25 protein-coding genes are annotated in these 18,478 nt (G+C 72.8%); 15 read left to right on the top strand and 10 right to left on the bottom strand.

All coding sequences use genetic code 11. The annotated features are described in order from the left end of the window. A partial coding sequence (locus tag C1I92_RS29870) for an alcohol dehydrogenase catalytic domain-containing protein (protein WP_158564334.1) occupies nt 1–483 on the bottom strand: 483 nt, incomplete at its 3' end. 109 nt (nt 484–592) lie between these two features. On the opposite strand from C1I92_RS29870, the gene C1I92_RS29865 reads away from it, so the two are divergent. The 4 genes from C1I92_RS29865 to C1I92_RS29850 all read left to right on the top strand — a co-directional run bounded on the left by C1I92_RS29865 (nt 593) and on the right by C1I92_RS29850 (nt 3,486). Next, nucleotides 593–982: an ATP-binding protein gene (locus tag C1I92_RS29865; protein WP_111258276.1), complete on the top strand. Its 390-nt coding sequence runs from the start codon at nt 593–595 to the stop codon at nt 980–982. Further along, nucleotides 979–1,890, top strand: a complete 912-nt coding sequence (locus C1I92_RS29860) for an RNA polymerase sigma factor SigF (RefSeq protein ID WP_233507445.1) — start codon at nt 979–981, stop codon at nt 1,888–1,890. Before C1I92_RS29865 ends, C1I92_RS29860 begins: the two co-directional genes overlap by 4 nt. Before the next feature lie 35 nt (nt 1,891–1,925). Then, nucleotides 1,926–2,852, top strand: a complete 927-nt coding sequence (locus tag C1I92_RS29855; protein WP_111258275.1) for a diacylglycerol/lipid kinase family protein — start codon at nt 1,926–1,928, stop codon at nt 2,850–2,852. Between the two features lie 382 nt (nt 2,853–3,234). After that, nucleotides 3,235–3,486, top strand: a complete 252-nt coding sequence (locus C1I92_RS29850; RefSeq protein ID WP_053203257.1) for a WhiB family transcriptional regulator — start codon at nt 3,235–3,237, stop codon at nt 3,484–3,486. A 76-nt stretch (nt 3,487–3,562) separates the two neighbouring features. Here C1I92_RS29850 and C1I92_RS29845 read toward each other — a convergent pair whose 3' ends face one another. Beyond that, nucleotides 3,563–5,035 (bottom strand): GAF domain-containing sensor histidine kinase, encoded by a 1,473-nt coding sequence (locus C1I92_RS29845; RefSeq protein ID WP_369124144.1) that lies wholly within the window; start codon nt 5,033–5,035, stop codon nt 3,563–3,565. A 66-nt stretch (nt 5,036–5,101) separates the two neighbouring features. Here C1I92_RS29845 and C1I92_RS29840 point away from each other — a divergent pair, with 66 nt between their 5' ends. The 6 genes from C1I92_RS29840 to C1I92_RS29815 all read left to right on the top strand — a co-directional run bounded on the left by C1I92_RS29840 (nt 5,102) and on the right by C1I92_RS29815 (nt 11,654). Further along, nucleotides 5,102–5,983 (top strand): DUF2785 domain-containing protein, encoded by an 882-nt coding sequence (locus C1I92_RS29840; protein ID WP_199521732.1) that lies wholly within the window; start codon nt 5,102–5,104, stop codon nt 5,981–5,983. An 18-nt stretch (nt 5,984–6,001) separates the two neighbouring features. Beyond that, entirely contained in the window at nt 6,002–6,289 is a 288-nt protein-coding gene (locus C1I92_RS29835) for a hypothetical protein (protein ID WP_111258273.1), read from the top strand. Next, nucleotides 6,289–8,274: a DUF6571 family protein gene (locus tag C1I92_RS29830; protein ID WP_111258272.1), complete on the top strand. Its 1,986-nt coding sequence runs from the start codon at nt 6,289–6,291 to the stop codon at nt 8,272–8,274. The genes C1I92_RS29835 and C1I92_RS29830 overlap by 1 nt, the downstream gene beginning before the upstream one ends. Further along, complete coding sequence (locus C1I92_RS29825) at nt 8,274–8,768, top strand: hypothetical protein (protein WP_111258271.1); 495 nt, start codon at nt 8,274–8,276, stop codon at nt 8,766–8,768. Before C1I92_RS29830 ends, C1I92_RS29825 begins: the two co-directional genes overlap by 1 nt. Before the next feature lie 51 nt (nt 8,769–8,819). Then, entirely contained in the window at nt 8,820–9,716 is an 897-nt protein-coding gene (locus tag C1I92_RS29820) for an LLM class flavin-dependent oxidoreductase (RefSeq protein WP_111258270.1), read from the top strand. Nucleotides 9,717–9,989: 273 nt separating this feature from the next. Next, nucleotides 9,990–11,654, top strand: coding sequence for an acetolactate synthase (locus C1I92_RS29815; protein WP_199521731.1), 1,665 nt, complete (start codon nt 9,990–9,992; stop codon nt 11,652–11,654). 10 nt (nt 11,655–11,664) lie between these two features. Here the strand turns inward: C1I92_RS29815 and C1I92_RS29810 are convergent, their stop codons facing one another. Further along, nucleotides 11,665–12,624, bottom strand: coding sequence for a GlxA family transcriptional regulator (locus C1I92_RS29810; protein WP_111258269.1), 960 nt, complete (start codon nt 12,622–12,624; stop codon nt 11,665–11,667). 93 nt (nt 12,625–12,717) lie between these two features. Here C1I92_RS29810 and C1I92_RS34110 point away from each other — a divergent pair, with 93 nt between their 5' ends. After that, nucleotides 12,718–12,879, top strand: coding sequence for a hypothetical protein (locus tag C1I92_RS34110; protein WP_158564332.1), 162 nt, complete (start codon nt 12,718–12,720; stop codon nt 12,877–12,879). Here C1I92_RS34110 and C1I92_RS29805 read toward each other — a convergent pair. Both C1I92_RS29805 and C1I92_RS29800 read right to left on the bottom strand, forming a co-directional pair. Further along, the gene (locus C1I92_RS29805) at nt 12,867–13,259 is read right to left on the bottom strand and encodes a thioesterase family protein (protein WP_111258268.1); all 393 of its coding nucleotides are present in this window, start codon (nt 13,257–13,259) and stop codon (nt 12,867–12,869) included. The two genes, C1I92_RS34110 and C1I92_RS29805, sit on opposite strands and share 13 nt — an antisense overlap. After that, complete coding sequence (locus C1I92_RS29800) at nt 13,256–13,471, bottom strand: biotin/lipoyl-binding carrier protein (RefSeq protein ID WP_111258267.1); 216 nt, start codon at nt 13,469–13,471, stop codon at nt 13,256–13,258. The genes C1I92_RS29805 and C1I92_RS29800 overlap by 4 nt, the downstream gene beginning before the upstream one ends. A gap of 73 nt (nt 13,472–13,544) precedes the next feature. Between C1I92_RS29800 and C1I92_RS29795 the strand changes: the two genes are divergently transcribed. Further along, nucleotides 13,545–14,264 carry a DUF5317 family protein gene (locus C1I92_RS29795; RefSeq protein ID WP_111258266.1) on the top strand — a complete coding sequence of 240 codons (720 nt, stop codon included), beginning with the start codon at nt 13,545–13,547 and terminating at the stop codon, nt 14,262–14,264. 53 nt (nt 14,265–14,317) lie between these two features. Continuing rightward, on the top strand, nt 14,318–14,392 hold the full coding sequence (locus C1I92_RS35885; RefSeq protein WP_370246331.1) for a 50S ribosomal protein bL37: 75 nt from the start codon (nt 14,318–14,320) through the stop codon (nt 14,390–14,392). Nucleotides 14,393–14,457: 65 nt separating this feature from the next. Here C1I92_RS35885 and rsrA read toward each other — a convergent pair whose 3' ends face one another. From rsrA to C1I92_RS29775, 4 genes are all read right to left on the bottom strand, one after another. Continuing rightward, the gene (rsrA, locus tag C1I92_RS29790) at nt 14,458–14,733 is read right to left on the bottom strand and encodes a mycothiol system anti-sigma-R factor (protein WP_111258265.1); all 276 of its coding nucleotides are present in this window, start codon (nt 14,731–14,733) and stop codon (nt 14,458–14,460) included. Further along, nucleotides 14,730–15,329: a sigma-70 family RNA polymerase sigma factor gene (locus C1I92_RS29785; protein ID WP_092626141.1), complete on the bottom strand. Its 600-nt coding sequence runs from the start codon at nt 15,327–15,329 to the stop codon at nt 14,730–14,732. Before C1I92_RS29785 ends, rsrA begins: the two co-directional genes overlap by 4 nt. A gap of 123 nt (nt 15,330–15,452) precedes the next feature. Continuing rightward, on the bottom strand, nt 15,453–16,091 hold the full coding sequence (locus C1I92_RS29780; protein WP_199521730.1) for an alpha/beta hydrolase family protein: 639 nt from the start codon (nt 16,089–16,091) through the stop codon (nt 15,453–15,455). Beyond that, a complete protein-coding gene (locus C1I92_RS29775; protein WP_111258264.1) occupies nt 16,088–16,804 on the bottom strand; it encodes an SOS response-associated peptidase in 717 nt (238 codons plus the stop codon). Before C1I92_RS29775 ends, C1I92_RS29780 begins: the two co-directional genes overlap by 4 nt. A 49-nt stretch (nt 16,805–16,853) precedes the next feature. Here C1I92_RS29775 and C1I92_RS29770 point away from each other — a divergent pair, with 49 nt between their 5' ends. After that, complete coding sequence (locus C1I92_RS29770; protein WP_111258263.1) at nt 16,854–17,435, top strand: DoxX family protein; 582 nt, start codon at nt 16,854–16,856, stop codon at nt 17,433–17,435. Here C1I92_RS29770 and C1I92_RS29765 read toward each other — a convergent pair. Then, on the bottom strand, nt 17,425–18,021 hold the full coding sequence (locus C1I92_RS29765) for a TetR/AcrR family transcriptional regulator (RefSeq protein WP_111258262.1): 597 nt from the start codon (nt 18,019–18,021) through the stop codon (nt 17,425–17,427). The two genes, C1I92_RS29770 and C1I92_RS29765, sit on opposite strands and share 11 nt — an antisense overlap. A 40-nt stretch (nt 18,022–18,061) precedes the next feature. Here C1I92_RS29765 and C1I92_RS29760 point away from each other — a divergent pair. Beyond that, nucleotides 18,062–18,478: EamA family transporter (locus C1I92_RS29760; protein WP_146605332.1), on the top strand; the 417-nt coding region annotated here is incomplete at its 3' end.

Below are 18,478 nucleotides of genomic sequence, written 5' to 3'. Positions count from 1 at the left end.
CACCAGAACCGTCTGACCCGGCACCACGCGCGCCTGCGTGAACAGCATCCGGTACGCCGTCAGCCACGCCGTCGGCAGACACGCGGCCTGCTCGAACGTCAGCGACGCCGGCTTGGGGACCAGGTTCCGCGACGGGACCGCGACCCGCTGCGCGAACGTCCCCTGGTACCGCTCGGACAGCAGCGAGCGCTTCGGGTCCAGCGTCTCGTCGTCGCGCCAGTCGGGGTCGGAGACGACGGCGTGCAGGATCACCTCGCGGCCGTCGTCGGTCACACCGGCCGCGTCGCAGCCCAGGATCATCGGCAGCCGGCTCTCGTCCAGCCCGACGCCGCGCAGCGACCAGAGGTCGTGGTGGTTGAGCGCCGTCGCCCGGACCGTCACCGTCGTCCAGCCGTCCGGCTCCTCCGGCTCAGGCCGCTCCCCCAGCGTCAGCGCGGCCAGCGGGTCGTCTGCGTCGAGCGTCGAGGCATAGGCGGCGAACATCCCCAGAGCCTAACGAGTTCACTCCGGCCGCCTCTGGTGGCAGGATGCGTCAGGGCGTCGACCGCCGGGGTGTGACACTCTGGTCGGAGCGCAACACACACGAGGAGGTTTGGTGAGCGAGTCCGGTTCGTCGATCGGTGACCTGGTAGAGCTCCAGGTACCCGCGTCCAGCGCCTACCTCACCGTGCTGCGCACCACCGCCGCCCGGCTGGCCGCGCGGATCGGGTTCACCCTCGACGAGATCGAGGACCTGCGCATCGCCGTCGACGAGGCCGGCGCCATGCTGCTCCCGCTCGCCGTACCGGGCTCCAACATGCACTGCAGCTTCCAGCTGCACACCGACATACTGGACGTGGTGGTGTCGGTGCCGGCGGCGCAGACCGACCTCCCCAGCCGGGACAGCTTCGCCTGGACGGTGCTGTCGGCGCTGGCCGGCGAGGTGCACTCGCGAGCGGAGGACGGCCGGGTGTCGATCATGCTGCGCAAGAAGCGGGGTTGAGTCGGGCCGTGGGCGCCGCCGAGGCGAGGCTGACCAGCGAGGCCATGGATGAGCCCGCCGGTCCGGTCGTCGACGTCGTCCGGCCGGTGCGAGCGGTCGGGCCACGCGCGGTCGGGCCGCTGGAGGCCGAGCCGATCGAGGGCGAGCCCACCCGCGGCACCGTCGACCGCGCCACGAGCCGGGCGCTGCTGGAGCTGCTGGCCGGCATGGACGCCGACGACCCCGCCCGCGCCGAGATCCGCAACCGCCTGACGACGCTGCACCTGCCGCTGGCCGAGCACCTGGCCCGCCGCTTCGCCGGCCGCGGCGAGCCGTACGAGGACCTCGTGCAGGTCGCGACGATCGGCCTGATCAAGGCGATCGACCGGTACGACCCCGGCCGCGGCGCGGAGTTCTCCACCTACGCCACCCCGACGATCCTCGGCGAGATCAAGCGCTGGTTCCGCGACAAGGGCTGGGCGATCCGGGTGCCCCGCCGGCTGCAGGAGCTGCGGCTGTCCATCAGCACCGCGACGACCGACCTGCTGCAGCAGCTGGGCCGCTCGCCGACCATCGCCGAGCTGGCCCAGGCCACCCGCACCACCGAGGACGAGGTGCTGGAGGCGCTGGAGACGGCGGCCGCGTACAGCACGGTCTCGCTGGACTCGCCGGAGCCGGGCGAGAACGCGCCCAGCACGATCGAGACGATCGGCCACGACGACGAGGCGCTGGAAGGCGTCGAGAACCGCGAGACGCTGGCCCGGATGCTGGAGGGCCTGCCCGACCGCGAGCGGCGCATCATCGTGCTGCGGTTCTTCCGCGGCATGACGCAGTCGCAGATCGCCGGCGAGATCGGCATCTCGCAGATGCACGTGTCCCGGCTGCTGGCCCGGACCTTGATCCAACTGCGTGAGGGCATGTTCCGCTGACCGGCGGCGGTCCGGCGGACCGTAGGCTGTCACCCATGCGCGCCCTCGTCGTCCTCAACCCGAACGCCACGACGACGTCCGTGCGCACCCGCGACGTGCTGCTGGCGGCGCTGAGCAACGACCTGGACGTCGAGGTCGCCGAGACCACCCACCGCGGCCACGCCACCGAGCTGACCAGGAAGGCCCGCGCCGACGGCGTCGGCATGGTCGTGTCGGTCGGCGGCGACGGCACCGTGAACGAGGTCGTCAACGGCCTGCTCGATCCGGCGCCGGCGGCCGGCGAGACGGTGCCCGACATCGCGATCATCCCCGGCGGCAGCACCAACGTGCTGGCCCGCAACCTCGGCATCCCGGAGAACTCGATCGAGGCCACCGGCCTGCTGCTGGACGCGCTGCGGTCCGGCCGGCGGCAGAGCATCGGGCTGGGCCGGCTGGACGACCGGTACTTCACCTTCACCGCCGGGTTCGGCCTGGACGCGGACGTCATCCGCGCCGTCGAGGCCGAGCGCGAGCGGGGCCGGGTGTCCACCGTCCAGCTCTACGTCCGCACCGCGATCCGGCGGTTCTTCGCCCAGCCGGAGCGGCGGCGCGGCGTCATCTCGGCGACGGCCGACGGCGGGCTGCCGGTCGACGGGCTGGCCGTCGTCATCGTCACGAACTGCACGCCGTGGACGTACCTGGGCGCCCGGCCGCTGCGGCCCACCCCGTTCGCCGACCTCAACGCCGGGCTGGACCTGTTCGGCCTGACCAGCCTGCGACTGGGGCCGACGCTGCTGCACCTGGCCCAGATGACCAGCCGCCGCGGGCCGCGCGGGCACAACGTCGTGTCGCTGCACGACCGCAAGGAGATCGTGCTGCGCGCGCCGGAACCGCAGCCGGTGCAGGTCGACGGCGACTACATCGGCGAGCGGACGCAGGTCACGCTGACGTCGGTGCCGCACGCGCTGCGCGTCGCCTACTGACCCGGCGGTTCCGTCGATCCGTAGCCGTCGAGCGGGCCGCACCTCGCAGATCGAGGTCCGCAGGACCCTTGTCAGGCCAAGACGTGCCGGTTATGGTCCCACTTGGCCGTTTTGGACCGATGCTGTGACCGACGCTACACCGACTTGATGAGACGGATTACACAAAGCCCTTGTAGATGCATCACGAACTTGTCACCCTGGTAGGGCGACGCGGTTACGTGCGCTCCACGAGCGCGTGCTAGGCCGCCGCAGGACTTCGCGTCATCCCCCTCGGCCACCTGGAGCCACAGGGCCGGGCGGGGACTCGTGAACGAATTCACGTAGTGCAACGTGGCCGGACGGCGCAACCGTCCGGCACCACCCATAAGGAGCTGTGAGAACCATGGATTGGCGCCACCGTGCCGCCTGTCGCGACGAGGACCCGGAGCTGTTCTTCCCGATCGGGAACACCGGGCCCGCGCTGCTCCAGATCGAGGAGGCCAAGACCGTCTGCCGGCGCTGCGACGTGCGCGAGGCCTGCCTGAGCTGGGCACTCGAGAGCGGTCAGGACGCCGGCGTGTGGGGCGGGCTGTCCGAGGACGAGCGCCGCGCGCTGAAGCGTCGCAACGCCCGAGCCCGCGCGCGAGCCTACTGAGACACCGACACCCGCGCCGGACGCTACGCCCCGCCCGACCCCGGATCGGCGGGGCGTCGGTATGTCCGGGCCACGGTCAGGCCGGCGCCGCCTGAACCGGCAGGTCCAGCACGACCCGGGTGCCGCCGCCGTCGCGCGGCCCGATCGCCAGCGTGCCACTCAGCTCGCCGACGACGAGCGTGCGGACGATCTGCAGCCCCAGGTTCCCGGTGACGGCAGCGTCGAAGCCGGGCGGCAGGCCGACGCCGTCGTCCTCGACCGTCACCAGCAGCCGGCCGTCGGAGCGCTGCGCCGTCAGCAGCACCGCGCCGCCGCGGCGGTCCAGGCCGTGCTCGACGGCGTTCTGCAGCACCTCGGTGAGCGTCATCGCCAGCGGCGTCGCGGTCTGCGCGCCCAGGATCCCGAACGTGCCCTCACGAGTGGCCCGCACGTCCGACGACATCGCCGCCACCTCCGCGACCATCGCCAGCAACCGGTCGGCGACGTCGTCGAAGTCGACGGTGTCGTCGACGGTCTGCGAGAGCGTCTCGTGCACGATCGCGATCGAGCCGACCCGGCGGACCGCCTCGTCCAGCGCCGCCCGGCCCTCCGCCGACCCGATGCGGCGCGACTGCAGCCGCAGCAGCGCCGCGACCGTCTGCAGGTTGTTCTTCACCCGGTGGTGGATCTCGCGGATCGTCGCGTCCTTGGTGAGCAGCTCCCGCTCGCGCCGGCGCACCTCGGTCACGTCGCGGCACAGCACCAGCGCGCCGACGTGCTGCCCGCCCGGGTCCAGCGGGATGATCCGCAACGTCATGACCGTGCCGTTGCCCTCGATCTCGGTGCGGATGTGCTGCCGCCCGCCGAGCACGTCCTCCAGCGGCTCGTCCCGCGCTCCCGGCGGCGGCGCCAGTGACGCCGTCGCCTTGCCCAGGTGCTGGCCGACGAGGTCCGCGGCGAGGCCGAGCCGGCGGTAGACCGAGACGGCGTTCGGGCTGGCGTAGAGCGCGAGACCGTCGGCGTCGAGCCGGACCAGGCCATCGCCGACCCGCGGCGCGCCGCGCCGGCCCATGTCGGTGCGGGTGGAGTGCGGGAACCGGCCCTCGGTGATCAGCGTGGCGAGCTGGCCGCCGCACTCCAGGTAGGACAGCTCCAGGCGGCTGGGGGTACGGACGGCGATGAGGTTCGTGTGCCGGCCGATCACCGCGATGACACGGCCGTCGTGGCGGACCGGGATGGCCTCGACCCGCACCGGCACGTCGTCCCACCACTCCGGGTCGCCCTCGCGGCGGATGACGCCCGCGGCGTAGGCCGTGTCGATGAGCGGGCGCCGGCCCTTCACCAGATACGTGCCGACGAGGTCCTCGACGTAGGCCGTCGGGCCCGTGGTGGGCCGCATCTGGGCGACGGCGCGGAAGCCCTCGCCGTCGCGGTCGGGCACCCAGAGCACCAGGTCGGCGAAGGAGAGGTCGGCGAGCAGCTGCCAGTCGGCGATGAGGGCATGCAGCCAGTCCAGGTCGGCCTCGGAGAGATCGGTATGACGCTGGACGACGTCGTTGAGCGACGGCACGTCACCGAGCGTAGCTCTCGTCACCTCGCTTCCCTCCATGGAGGTGGTTCTGCGAGGATTGCTCCTGTGCAGCAGTCGTACTGGGAGCAGGTCGTCGCCGACGGCTTCCGGCTACCCCAGGGTGCTGCCCTCGACGAGCTCACCATCGAGCTGGTCACCATGCTCGGCGACACCGACCCGCACGTGCGCGAGGACATCGCGCGCTCGGTCCTGCAGACCTGGATCCGCGAGGGCGTCTACGACGACCTGCTGATCGGCCTGGGCGACGGGCTCGCGCTGGGGCTGAAGAAGGGCCTGGGCGAGGAGGGCACCGACTCTGTGCTGCGCCGCTCGTTCTCCGCGAGCGTGCTGGCCGAGGTGATCGCCCGCGACAACGTCACTCACGGGCTGCACCCGGCCGCCGTGCTCACCTGGGCCGACCAGGCGGTCGGCTGGCTGCTCGGCGAGCGCGACCTGCGCGGCTGGACCCCGAGCCAGGGCTGGGCCAACGCCGTCGTGCACGGCGCGGACATCCTCGGCGCGCTGAGCGCGTCACGGCACCTGGGCGCCGACGAGCTGCGCGTGCTGCTCGACGTCGTCGCCGAGCGGCTCACGACGCCGACCCGGCACCGCTTCTCCGCCGGCGAGGAGCAGCGTCTCGCCTACGCGACGATGTCGGTGCTGCACCGCGACCTGGTGACGATCGACTCGCTGGAGGGCTGGCTGGACCGGCTGGCCCAGGCCTGGCGCGACGACGCCCGCCCGCCGTCGTCGCGGGCCGCGGCTCGCGAGAACACCCTCGATTACCTGCGGGCGCTGCACCTGCAGCTGCTGCTGGGCGTGCAGGGCACCCCGGCGCAGAACGTCGCCAGTACCGTCCACCCGATGCCGGCGGTCCGCTCGGACCTGTTGCTGGCGATGCAGTCGACGCTGCGCTCCAGCGCACCCTGGCTGTACCGCCAGCCGTAGCCGCCCGAGCGGAGAGCGATGGCCGAGGACATCCCGAACCCGTATCTCGCGGCGCTGCGCGAGGCGCGCGACGACGCCGACCGCCTCGCCGGGCCGATGCGCGACGAGCTGAAGGGCGTCAAGACCGCGATGGACAACGGCGCGTGGGTCAGTCCCGCCGCCGACGAGTTCTACGCCGCGCTCGGCCAGCAGACCACCGCGCTCGACACCGCCGCCGACGGCGCTCTGGAGGACATCGACGACGCGATCAGCGGCCGGCCGGAGATGGTCCCGCCGGACTCGCCGGACGGACGCTGGACGCCCTGATGGCCACGGCATCGATCGACATCGCGCAGATGTCCGCCCTCGTCTCCGCCATGGAGACGGCCAGCAGCACCGTCGGGCAGAGCAAGACCTCCATGGCCGGCGTCCTCGAACGGGTCGACCTCGACACGTCGTCGGTGAGCCGGCTCGACGGCGTCCAGGGCTGGGTCACCGACCAGCTGCCGGGCGTGCGCCGCCGGCTGGCCATGGCCGAGGCCATCGAGGCCCAGACCCCCGGCCACCAGTTCGTCGTCACCATCGACGAGAGCCTGATCTCGACGCTCAGCCCGGAGGACGCCCGCGAGGCGGCCCGCCGCGCCGCCCACCTCATCGCCGAGAACAACCTCGACCCGACCGTCTCCGACGAGGTCCTCGACCAGTACGGCATCCCGCAGGAGCTGCTGGACCTGCTGGCGGCCAACTCGACTGACCCGTACTTCGCCCAGGAGCTGGCCCGCACCACCAGCCCCGAGGACGTCGCGGTCCTGGTCGCCGAGGTGTCGGCGTACCGGCAGCGCGCCGCCACGGACCCGCTGGTCGACGTCGAGGAGGTCGACCGGCAGTACGAGTCGCTGCTGTCCGGACTGGGCGGCGCCCTGGGCCTGGCCACCCGCACGAACGCGGACCTGCGGCTGCCCAACGACGTCCGCGACCGGTGGGTCGAGGCGGTGGCGACGCCGTACGAGGGCCTCGGCGACGACGCGTTCCCGGGGCAGGCCTCGGCGCTCGCGCTGGTGGTCTCGCGCGGCCAGTGGAGCACGCCGTTCCTCTTCTACGCGGCGAACCAGGTCTACGGCCGCGAGCAGCTGCTGGGCCGTGAGGCGTGGGGCGACGAGATCCCGCTCGTGGCGCCCGGCGGCGACAGCTTCGGCGACCCGCTGGCCGGGATCCTGGCCGCGATGGGGACCAACCCCGAGGCCGCCCAGTGGGTCTTCGACGACTCGACCAGCGGCACTGTCGAGATCGAGGGCGTCGAGGTCGACACGTCCGGGTTCCTCGAGTACTGCCTGCGCCGTCGCTGGCAGAGCGACGGCGGCGCCGGGTTCCAAGCGGCCCTGCAGGCCGCGGTCACGCCGTTCGAGGGCGGCAGCACGATCAGCGCCGACATCGCCGCGCACGCCGCCGAGCTGATCGAGACCATCACGACCGAGCAGGAGCAGGCGCAGGCGGAGTACGACCGCAACTGGCTCTCGCGGCTCGGGCACACCATCCTCGACGTCGTCGGCCTCATCCCGGTGCTCGGCGAGCCGGCCGACGCCGTCAACGCCGCCTGGTACACAGCCGAGGGCGACTACGTCAACGCCGGGCTGTCCGCGGCCGGCGTGGTCCCCGTCATCGGCTGGACGGCGGTCGGCGGCAAGTGGGTGCGCCGGGCGCTCAGCGCCGAGGAGCTCGCCGCCATCAGCCGGCAGCTCGACGGCGCCCGCGTCGTCAACGCCAACCCGGGCGCGGCCGTCCGCGTCGCGACCAGCGGCGCGCCCGTCGGCGGCGTGTACCGGCGCGAGATGCCCGAGTGGCTGCGCAACATCATCCGCGGCAACGAGTTCGAGCGGGCGCAGACGCCGGCCATCGAGGGCGCCGGCGGCACCACGCAGCTGCGGGTGCAGCAGCGGGCCACCGACCCCGAGACCGGCCGGCCGCTGGTCGACGAGGCCGGCAACCCCGTCTACCGCGACAGCTACCCGTACAACATCGTCGACGGGTACATCGACGGCGACGAGATCATCGAGATCAAGTCCACCCAGTTCGCCGAGGTCACCGAGCAGCACGCGCTCAGCGAGATCCGGTCGCTGGGCAACAAGTACCCGCCCGGGACGCCGATCGCCGACGTCCCGTCCACCCCCGAGGCGATGCGCGGGGCGACGCTGGACGGCCGGCCCGTCCTGCTCGTCCCCGTGCAGAATGCGCCGATCCCGCCGAACGTGCTGGCCGAGGCGCGCAGACTGGGCGTGGAGATCCGGGACGACACTGGAAGGGTCTACACCTGATGACCGACGCCATCTCGTACGGCAACCTCTGGAACCGCTCGACGCACAGTTTCGGGGAGAGCCTGACCGAGGACGAGGCCCGCCGGCGCCACGAGGCCCGCGAGCGCTACGCCGCCCTGCTCGAGGACGACGGCCGGCCGGTCGCGGCGCTCGACCTCAACTTCCGGCCACCGGTCGTCGACGTCTTCCTCCTCGACGAGGAGCGCCGCCCGGCCGGCCAGTACAAGTTCGTCGCCGACCCCGCCGGCGACGGGCTGTGGCTGGAGCAGACCCGCCGCCGCCAGTTCGAGGGCCCGCGCACCGTCATCGCCCAGGAGGTGACCTGGACCCGGCCCAACGGCCTGCTCCGGACCGAGGTGCGGGGGCAGGGACAGCCCACGGTCGACGTCGTCGAGGCGAGGTTCGACCCGGCCGAGCATCCGGAGCTACGCGAGCCGATGCCCGAGTTCGGTGACTACGACTCGATCGCGCGCTGGGAACGCGGCGAAAAGTAAGTCGCTTACCGCCGTTGGCCGGCGGCGGCCGGGAACGAGCACGATGGCGGCGTGACCGACTACGGACGCCCCCTCAGCTTCGGGGTCAGCCTCGACCCCACCGCCGCGGACGTCGGGTCCGCGCTCGACCTCGCCCGGCAGGCCGATCGCGCCGGACTGGAGTACCTCGCCGTCCAGGACCACGCCTACCAGCCCGGTTACCTGGACATGTGGACGATGCTCAGCTGGCTGGCCGCCGCCACCGAGCGGATCGCCGTCGTGCCGGACGTCGCCGACCTGCAGCTGCGCCCGCCCACGATGCTGGCCAAGGCGGCCGCGTCGCTGGCCACGATCGCGCCCGGACGGGTGGTGCTCGGCGTCGGCGCGGGACCGAGCGCGGCCGCCGTCGCGTCGATGGGCGCGACGCCGCACCACGGCGACGCCATGGTGGAGTACACCGAGGAGGCGATCGGCATCCTCCGCGCCGCCCTGGCCGGGCAGCCGATCCGCACGACCACCGAGCACCACCACATTGCCGGCTACCAGGCCGGCCCGAGGCCGCCGCGGCCGGTGGAGATCTGGGTCGGCGCCCAGAAGCCGAAGATGCTCGGCGTCACCGGCCGGGCCGGCGACGGCTGGGTGTCACCGCTGAACATCTACGTGCCGCCGGATGACGTCCCGCAGCGGCAGGCGCTGGTCGACGACGCCGCTCGGTCGGCCGGCCGGAACCCGCGCGACGAGCGCCGGCTCTACAACGTCATCGGCGCGATCGGGCCCTACCGCGGCGGGCAGGGCCTGGTCGGCCCGGTCGAGCTGTGGGTCGACCGCCTCACCGAGTGGGCCGTCGGGCTGGGCTTCGACACGTTCGTGCTGTGGACCATCACCGACCCCGCCGCCCAGCTGCAGCTGTTCACGTCAGAGGTGGTCCCGGCCGTGCGCGAGCGGGTCGCCGCCCACCGAGCCGGCTAGATGAGTGAGCCCGATCGACATTCGGCTGGCCCGCAGCTCGCAGCCGCGTAGGGGCGCACCCGTGATCAGGGGTGGGGTCGTTCGGCGGATGCCCGCCAGACGGGCGGATGCGGGCCCGGACCGGGTGACATTTGCCGGATCCGCGGGCATCAGCTCGACCGCGCCTCCCCCGGCGACGGTCAATCGGACTTACTCATCGAGGCGCGACAGCGCCCTGGAACGCGTCTGGGCCGCGGGCCATGATCGGACCATGGATTCCGGTACGGTGAACGCGTGAGTATTTCGCAGCGCAAAGACCTCACCCTGAGCGGGCATGCGGGACAGCACGCCCTGGCCGTCGCCGAGGCGCACGGGGTCGGGACCATGTGGACGCTGTCTGGCGCGCACGTGTTCCCGCTCTACGACGCCGTCGTCAAGGCCGAGTCGCCGACCCGCATCGTCGACGTGCGGCACGAGCAGACCGCCGTCTTCGGCGCCGAGGCGACCGCGAAGCTCACCCGCGAGCCGGGCCTGGTCGTGCTGACCGCCGGCCCCGGCGTCACCAACGGCATCAGCGGCATCGCCCAGGCGCACTTCAGCGGCGTCCCGCTGCTGGCCGTAGGCGGCCGCGCGCCGGCCTGGCGTTGGGGCACCGGCGCGCTGCAGGAGCTGGACCACCCGCCGCTGCTGGCGCCGGTCACCAAGCTCGCCGAGACGGCGCACAAGGCCGCCGACGTGGGCCCGGCGATCGACCGCGCGCTCAGCGTCGCCCGGTCGGCGCACCGCGGGCCGGTCTTCGTCGACGTCCCGATGGACGAGCTGTACAGCTTCGCCGACGTGACGCTGGAGCTCACACCGCCGGCGCACCGGCCCGAGCCGGACCCCGCCGACCTCGCCGCCATCGCCACGTTGATCGGTGCGGCGCAGCACCCGGTCGTCGTGCTCGGCTCGGACGTCTGGATGGACGGCGCCGAGGCCGCCGCGCTGCACTTCGCCGACGAGACCGGCATCCCGGTCGTGGCCAACGGCATGGGCCGCGGCGTGCTGCCGAAGGGACACCGGCTGCTGGTCAACCGGGCCCGATCGGCCGCGTTCAAGAACGCCGACCTCGTCGTCGTGGTCGGGACGCCGCTGGACTTCCGGCTCGGGTTCGGCACGTTCGGCGGCTCCGACGGCGTCGCACCTGCGCGCGTCGTCCACGTCATGGACTCCCCCGAGGGCATCGCGACGCACGTCGAGCTGGCCGCCAGCGCGTCCGGCGACCTCAGCCTCGTCCTCGAGGGCATCCTGAGCTCGCTGCGCGCCACCCGGCGCTGGGACGACTGGGCCAACGGCCTGCGCGACCAGGCGGCCGCCGCCGTCGAGCGGGACGCGCCGCTGCTCGAGTCCGACGGCGAGCCGATCCACCCGGCGCGCGTCTACGGCGAGCTGAACAAGCTGCTCGACGACGACGCCGTCGTGATCGGCGACGGCGGCGACTTCGTCTCGTGGGCCGGCAAGCTGATCGAGCCCGGCCGGCCCGGCTGCTGGCTCGACCCGGGCCCGTACGGCTGCCTCGGCGCCGGCGCGGGCGCCGCCGCGGCCGCGCGGCTGGCCCGGCCCGACAGCCAGGTCGTCCTGCTCTACGGCGACGGCGCCGCCGGCATGTCGCTGATGGACGTCGACACGCTGGTCCGGCACGAGCTGCCGGTCGTCATGGTCGTCGGCAACAACGGCGCGTGGGGGCTGGAGAAGCACCCGATGCGGTTCCTCTACGGCTACGACGTCGCCGCGGACCTGCGCCCGGAGACCGGCTACGACGCCGTCGTCGAGGCGCTCGGCGGCGCCGGCGAGACCGTCACCGACCCCGGAGACATCGGCCCGGCGCTGCGCCGCGCGTTCGACTCCGGCGTGCCCTACCTCGTCAACGTCCAGTGCGACCCGAAGGTCGCCTATCCACGCTCGACCACCGGCATCTGAGGCGGCCGGGTCAGGCGGCGCCGGGGCGGCGGTCGCAGAACGCGGCGCGGTAGGCCTGCGGCGTGGTGCCCAGGCGCTTGGCGAAGTGGTGCCGCATGGCCGCCGCCGTGCCGAACCCGGCGCGGGCGGCGACGGTCTCGACGACGTCGTCGCCGCGCTCCAGCATGCGCTGGGCCGCCGCCAGCCGGGCGGTGAGCAGCCACTCGTACGGCGTGGTGCCGGTCTCGGCGCGGAACCGGCGGGCGAACGTGCGCGGCGACATGTTCGCCAGCGCCGCGAGGTCGTCGACGGTGAAGTCCTGGTCGAGGTGGGCGGCCATGTGGTCGACGATGCCGGCCAGCGTGCGGGCCGGGGTGGCCCGGATCGGCGCCTCGATGAACTGCGCCTGGCCGCCGTCGCGGTGCGGCGGGACGACCATCCGGCGGGCCACCGTCGCGGCGGCCTCGGCGCCGAACTCCTTGCGCCACAGGTGCAGGCTGGCGTCGAGCCCGGCGGCGGTGCCGGCGCTGGTGATGATCGGGTCGTCGTCGACGTAGAGGACGCCGGGGTCGACCTTGGCCGCGGGGAACCGGGCGGCCAGTTCGCCGCTGTACATCCAGTGCGTCGTGCAGTGCCGGCCGTCGAGCAGGCCGGCCTCGCCGAGCACGAACGCGCCGGAGCAGACCGACAGCACGCGTGCCCCGCGGTCGACGGCGGCGCGCAGCGCCTCGAGCACCTCGCCGGGGTAGACGCCGTTGCGCGGCACCGCGGGGACGCCCACGAGGTCGGCCGTCTCGAGCCGCTCCAGCCCGTGATCGATCGACACTCCGAAGCCGACCGACGTCCGGACCTGCGGTGACGGCCCGCACAGGTCGAAGTCGATGACCGGGAGGCCCTGGTCGGAACGGTCGATGCCGAACGCCTCACAGAGCACGCCGAGCTCGAACGGGGCGACCCCGTCGAGCACCACGACGGCGACATTTCGCAGCATTCAGACAGTCTGCCAGACGTTTGGCAGGAAGTCGATGGGTGCTGGCAGTCCTGCCACTAGTGGCAGGATCACAGTGGTAGCAGAATTACTGCCATGAACACAGTCACCCTTCTCCTGGTCCTGGCAGTCGCGATCGCCGCCGCGGTCACCGCGGCGCGCTGGGCGGGGTCGGACGGCGGCCCTCGGCACGACCCGCTCCCGCGGGCCGACGACGAGTGGTCCCCGACCCTGCCGAACCACCCCTACGCCCGCTGACCCCAGCGGGCCAGGAACCGCTCGCGTCCCACCACGACGCGGGTGATCGTTCCACGACCCACCGGGTTCCCGTCGCCGTCCGACGCGGCGACGGCGAACCGCAGGGTCCGCCCGTCGACCTCGGCCAGCTCGGCGCGCACGCCGACCACGGCGCCGAGCGGGCTCGCCCCGACGTGGTCCACCTCGACCCGGGTGCCCACCGTGGTGTCGCCGCCGGCCAGCGCGTCGTCGACGGCGGCGACGGTGGCCGCCTCGAGCCACGCCACCAGTCGCGGCGTCGCCAGCACCGGCACGTCGCCGGAGCCGAGCGCCAGCGCGGTGTCGGTCTCGGTGACCGTGTGCGACTCGCTCGCCGCCAGGCCCGGCTCGAGCGCCGTCACGAGAGGACGACCAGCACGTCGCCCTCCTGGACGACGTCCCCCGGGCCGACCTTGATCTCAGACACCTGCCCGGCGTCCTCGCACAGCACCGGGATCTCCATCTTCATCGACTCCAGGATCAGCAGCGTCGTGCCGGCGTCGACCTGGTCACCCACGGACACCGTCACGGAATGGACATTGGCCACCATCTCGGCCGCCACCAGCTCTCCCACGTGCTGAACTCCTCTCGGCTGCTCCCGGTGTGGCGTACCGGATATCGGCACCGGAGCAGGTCAGGATGATGATATGGCGTTGGTCCTGCTCGCCCTGGCCGCCGGCCTGGTGGCGGGGCTCGCACGCGGTGGGCGGCTGCGCCGGCTGGGCGAACGGCCGCCGGTGCGCAGCCGGCTCATCCTCACCGCGCTGGGCGCCTACGCCGTCGGCGTCGCGGGGAGCTGGGTCTGGGAGCCACTGCTGCCGGCCATGACGGCGCTGTGCTGGTTCACGCTGGGGTTCTACGCCTGGCTCAACCGCTCGTACTACGGCGCGACGCTGGTCGCACTCGGCCTGGCCGCCAACGGCCTGGTCATCCTGCTCAACGGCGGCATGCCGGTGTCGGCCTCGGCGCAGCATCGGGCCGGCGTCGAGACGACCGTCGCCGAGCGGCCGGACGAGGGCGTCGTCACCCTCGCCGGCGACGACACCCGGCTGCGCTGGCTGGGCAAGACCATCCCCGTCGCGTTCCCGCCCAGCCCCGAGGCGGTCAGCCCGGGCGACCTCGCGGTCGCCGCCGGCGTCGCGGCCGCGCTGGCCACGGCGCTGACCGGACGGCGGACCGTTCCCGTGGCGCGGGAGCGCGAGCGGCCGCGCGTCCCCCGTCAGCGGCCGGCCCAGCGGCCGGCGCAGCGACCCGCCCAGCGGCCGCGGCCGGACGAGGTGCCACCGCCACCGCCGGAGCCCGTCGCCGGCCATGCGACAATGGACGACGACGCGAGCACGCCGCAATCGCCGCGCGTCACCGCGTGACGGTGTCACCGTCCGCCATCAGCAGATCGATCCCGGAGAGGAGTCAGCTCGCCATGGGCAAGAAGGCACGCAAGCGCCGTTCGCGCAAGAAGAGCGCCGCCAACCACGGCAAGCGCCCCAACTCCTGATTGAGGCGCGACGAGAGCCCCGGACCTGCGAACAGGTCCGGGGCTCTCGGCAGTTCAGGGGTGGGTCAGGGCGTCCTGGTCATCTGGACGCGGACCTCTTCGATGCGGGCGCGGATCTTCAGCCGCAGCTCGTCCGGCGCGTGGTCGCAGCCGCAGGCACGGGCCACCGCCTCGCGGATCACCCGCTCGATGTCGTACGTCGACAGGCACGGCTGGCAGTCGTCGAGATGGGCCTTGATCTCGTCATAGGTGAGGTTGCGGTCGTCGAGCTCGTGGTCGAAGAAGACGTAGACCCGATCGAGAACCTCAGCGCAGTCGACCTCGTCGTCGTTGCAGCTCATCCTCCGACCTCCTGAGTGACCTTCGGCACCAGCCCACGCTCGCGGGCGTAGTCCTCCAGCAGCCCGCGCAGCTGACGGCGGCCACGGTGCAGCCGGGACATCACCGTCCCGATGGGTGTGCCCATGATGTCGGCGATCTCCTTGTAGGGAAAGCCCTCGACATCGGCGAGGTAGACCGCGATGCGGAACTCCTCGGGGATCTCCTGCAGCGCGTTCTTCACGTCGGAGTCGGGCAGGTGCGCCAGCGCCTCGGCCTCGGCCGAGCGCAGGCCGGTCGAGGTGTGCGCCTCGGCCCTGGCCATCTGCCAGTCCTCGATCTCCTCGGTGGCGCTCTGCTGCGGCTCGCGCTGCTTCTTGCGGTACGTGTTGATGAACGTGTTGGTCAGGATCCGGTAGAGCCACGCCTTGAGGTTCGTTCCCTCCTTGAACTGGTGGAACGAGGCATAGGCCTTCGCAAACGTCTCCTGGACCAGGTCCTCGGCGTCACTGGCGTTGCGCGTCATGCGCAGCGCGGCCGAGTACAACTGGTCGAGGAACGGCAACGCATCGCGTTCGAACCGCTGCGTGCGCTGCTCGTCACTCTCCTGATCAGCCATCACCGACAAGTCTACCGGCGCGACCAAGTCAGGTGCCGGTCGCTCCAAGCACGTCGCACTCACAGTCAGCTGAAACCTCCAAGTCCGGTGTTTCCGCTGGCGTCAACGGCGACGGCGTCCGGATCATTCCCCGATCGGCGCCAGGAAGGCCCGTACGGCGGCCACGACGGCGTCGATCGCCTCGCGCTGCGACCGGCCCTTGAGCACCTTCATCCCGTGGTCGGCGCCGGGGATGGTGACCAGCTCGTGCGGCCCGGAGGGGAACTCGTCCGGCCCGCCGAAGGTGTCCCGCTCCCCCTGCACGACCAGGACCGGCAGCTTCTCGGCGGCGCCGGTCAGCTCGGGCAGCCGCGACGCTTCGGGCTTACCGGGCAGATGCAGTGGAAACGCCAGGCAGACGACGGCGGCGGCGCCCAGCTCCGCGGCGGTGCGGCAGGCGACCCGGGCGCCGGAGCTGCGGCCGCCGAGCACCAGCGGGACGTCGCGCGGCAGCGTCGCGAGCGCGGCCAGCCAGGCCTCGTCGAGCACCGGCGGACGCGGCGCGACCTTCTTGCCGGCCAGCCGCCACGGCTGCTCGAACCGGACGACGGTGACGCCGTGCGCCGGCAGCTCACGCGCCAGCGCCTCGAGGTCGGCCGCCTTCGGCCCGCCACCGGCGCCGTGCCCGAGCACCAGCCGCAGCCGGGGCTCGTCGGCGGCGTCGGTCCAGAACGCGGCCGGACCGATCGGCGTCTCGGCCGTGGTCCGGACCGGCGCCGTCACAGCTCCACCGGTTCGACGAGGTGCGGCCCGTTGTTGCCGACCTTGTTGACGTCGGTCGACACCGGGTAGGCGTCGAGGATGCCCGGCACGGCGGGACGCAAGAGCGCCGTCACGTCGGCCGGGTCGTCGTTGGCGGGGTCGAGCCAGCGCTCCCAGTGGTCCTGGTCGACCAGCATCGGCATCCGGTCGTGGATCTGGCCGACGTCGTCGGTGGCGTCGGTGGTCAGGATCACCACGGACCACACGAACGCGTCGTCGGCGTCCTCGGGCTTGCTCTTGTCGCGCCAGATCTCGTACAGCCCGGCCATCGCCAGCGACCCCTGCTTCGGGTGGATGAAGAACGGCTGTTTGTCGCCCTTCTCGCCGCGCCACTCGTAGAAGCCGTCGGCCGGGAGGATGCAGCGCCGCAGCGCGAATGCCTTGCGGAACGCCGGCTTCTCCGCCGCCGTCTCGACCCGGGCGTTGATCAGGCGGTTGCCGATGGCGACGTCCTTGGCCCACGACGGGACCAGGCCCCAGCGGAACGTGCGCAGCCGGCGCGTCGGCGGCTGCTCCGGCTCGTCCTTCTTGCCGCGGGTGACGACGGCGTAGACCTTCTTGCTGGGCGCGACGTTCCAGTCCGGGTCGAGGCGCTCGCGCACCTCCGACCGTTCGACGCCGAACTCGTCGGCGAGGTCGTCGGCGCTCTGGCTGACCGCGTACCGTCCGCACATACCTCCATCCTCGCACCGGCTCGGGCGAGTTTCGTGGTAGGCAAGGGGTATGAGCCTCGTCCGTATGATCGCCCGCCCGATGCTCGCGTCGATCTTCGTCGTCCAGGGTGTCCAGCGCCTGCGCGACCCGGAGCCGAGCATCGCCGCCGCCACCACGTTCGCCGACCGCTTCGGCCCGACGCTGCAGAAGAAGGCGCCGCAGCTGCCCACGGACCCGAAGACGCTCGTGCGCATCAACGCCGGGGTACAGGTCGGCGCGGGGCTCGCGCTGGCCACCGGCCGGTTCCCCCGGCTGGCGTCGCTGGCGCTGCTCGGTTCGCTGGTTCCGACCACCTGGGCCGGGCATCCGTTCTGGACGATCGAGGACCCCGAGCAGCGCAACGCCCAGCGCACCCAGGCGATGAAGAACGTCGGGCTCGCCGGCGGCCTGATGCTGGCCAGCGTCGACACCGAGGGCAAGCCCGGGTTGTCGTGGCGGGCGCGGCGGGCGGCCAAGGACGCGAAGCGGGCGACGAGGACGGCCAAGCGCGAGGCGCGGCTGGCCGCTCAGGTCACCGCCGGCCGGGCCAAGGTGCGGGCCGGGCGGGCCAAGGCCGGCATCTCCTCGGCGCAGCACCGCGTCACGTCCTGAGCGCCAGCTCCAGCAGGTCGGCCGCGGTGTCGCGGGCGTGGGCGATCGCGTCCGGCACGCCGCCGGCGGTCATCGTCACCAGCGCGCCCTCGTGCAGCAGGGTCAGCCGCAGGCCGAGCTCCGCCGCTTCCCCGGGGTCGTCGAGGCCGGCCTCGGTGACCAGGCGCGTGTAGAGGGCGCGGATCCACTCGTTCTCGGCCCGGATCACCGCGACGCCCGGGTGCTCCGTACCGCCGATCTCCGCATAGGCGTTGACGAACGCGCAGCCGCGCTCGTCCTCGTGCTGCCACTCCGCGAGCGCGTCGTACACCGCCAGCACGCGGCCCGGCCCGGGATCCGGCGCGTGCTCGTCGAGGTACACGGCGGTGAACACGCGCGAGCGCTCGAACCGGCGGCCCAGATAGAGCGCCACCAGCGCGTCCTTGGAGCCGAACCGGTCGTAGAGCGTCTTCTTGGTGGTGCCGGCGGCCTCGGCGATGGCCTCGACGCCGACGGCCCGGATGCCGTGCCGGTAGAACAGCGCGCTGGCGGCGTCGAGCAGCCGCTGCCCGGCCGGGGTGAGCTCGGTGGAGCGCTGCCGAACCATACACTGACAGTATACCGACCGGTATGTTTATATCCAGGCCATGACGGAGCCCGCACTTCGGTCCGCGTCCGCGCCGCGCATCTCCTCGGCCGATGCCGCGGCGGCCGCCGCCCTGGTGGTGTTCTGGAGCTCCGGGTTCGTCGGCTCCCAGCTCGGGACGCAGTACGCGCCCGCCGACACGCTGCTGACCTGGCGGTATCTGATCGCGGCGGCGATCCTGCTGCCGGTCCTGGCGCCGCGGCTGCTCCGGGTGCGCCGGGGCGCGCTGGGCCGGCACGCCGTCATCGGGCTGTTCTCGCAGGTCTTGTACCTGGGCGGCGTGACGACCGGCATCGGCCTCGGCGTCCCGGCCGGCACCTGCGCGCTGATCGCGGCGCTGCAGCCGCTGGTCGTCGCGACCGCCGCGCGCCGGCTGCTCGGCGAGGCGGTGGGCGGGCGGGCCCGGCTGGGACTGTTG

It is taken from the genome of Jiangella anatolica (assembly GCF_003236295.1).
Lineage (GTDB): Bacteria > Actinomycetota > Actinomycetes > Jiangellales > Jiangellaceae > Jiangella > Jiangella anatolica.
This window is presented reverse-complemented; position numbering and strand designations above follow the sequence as displayed.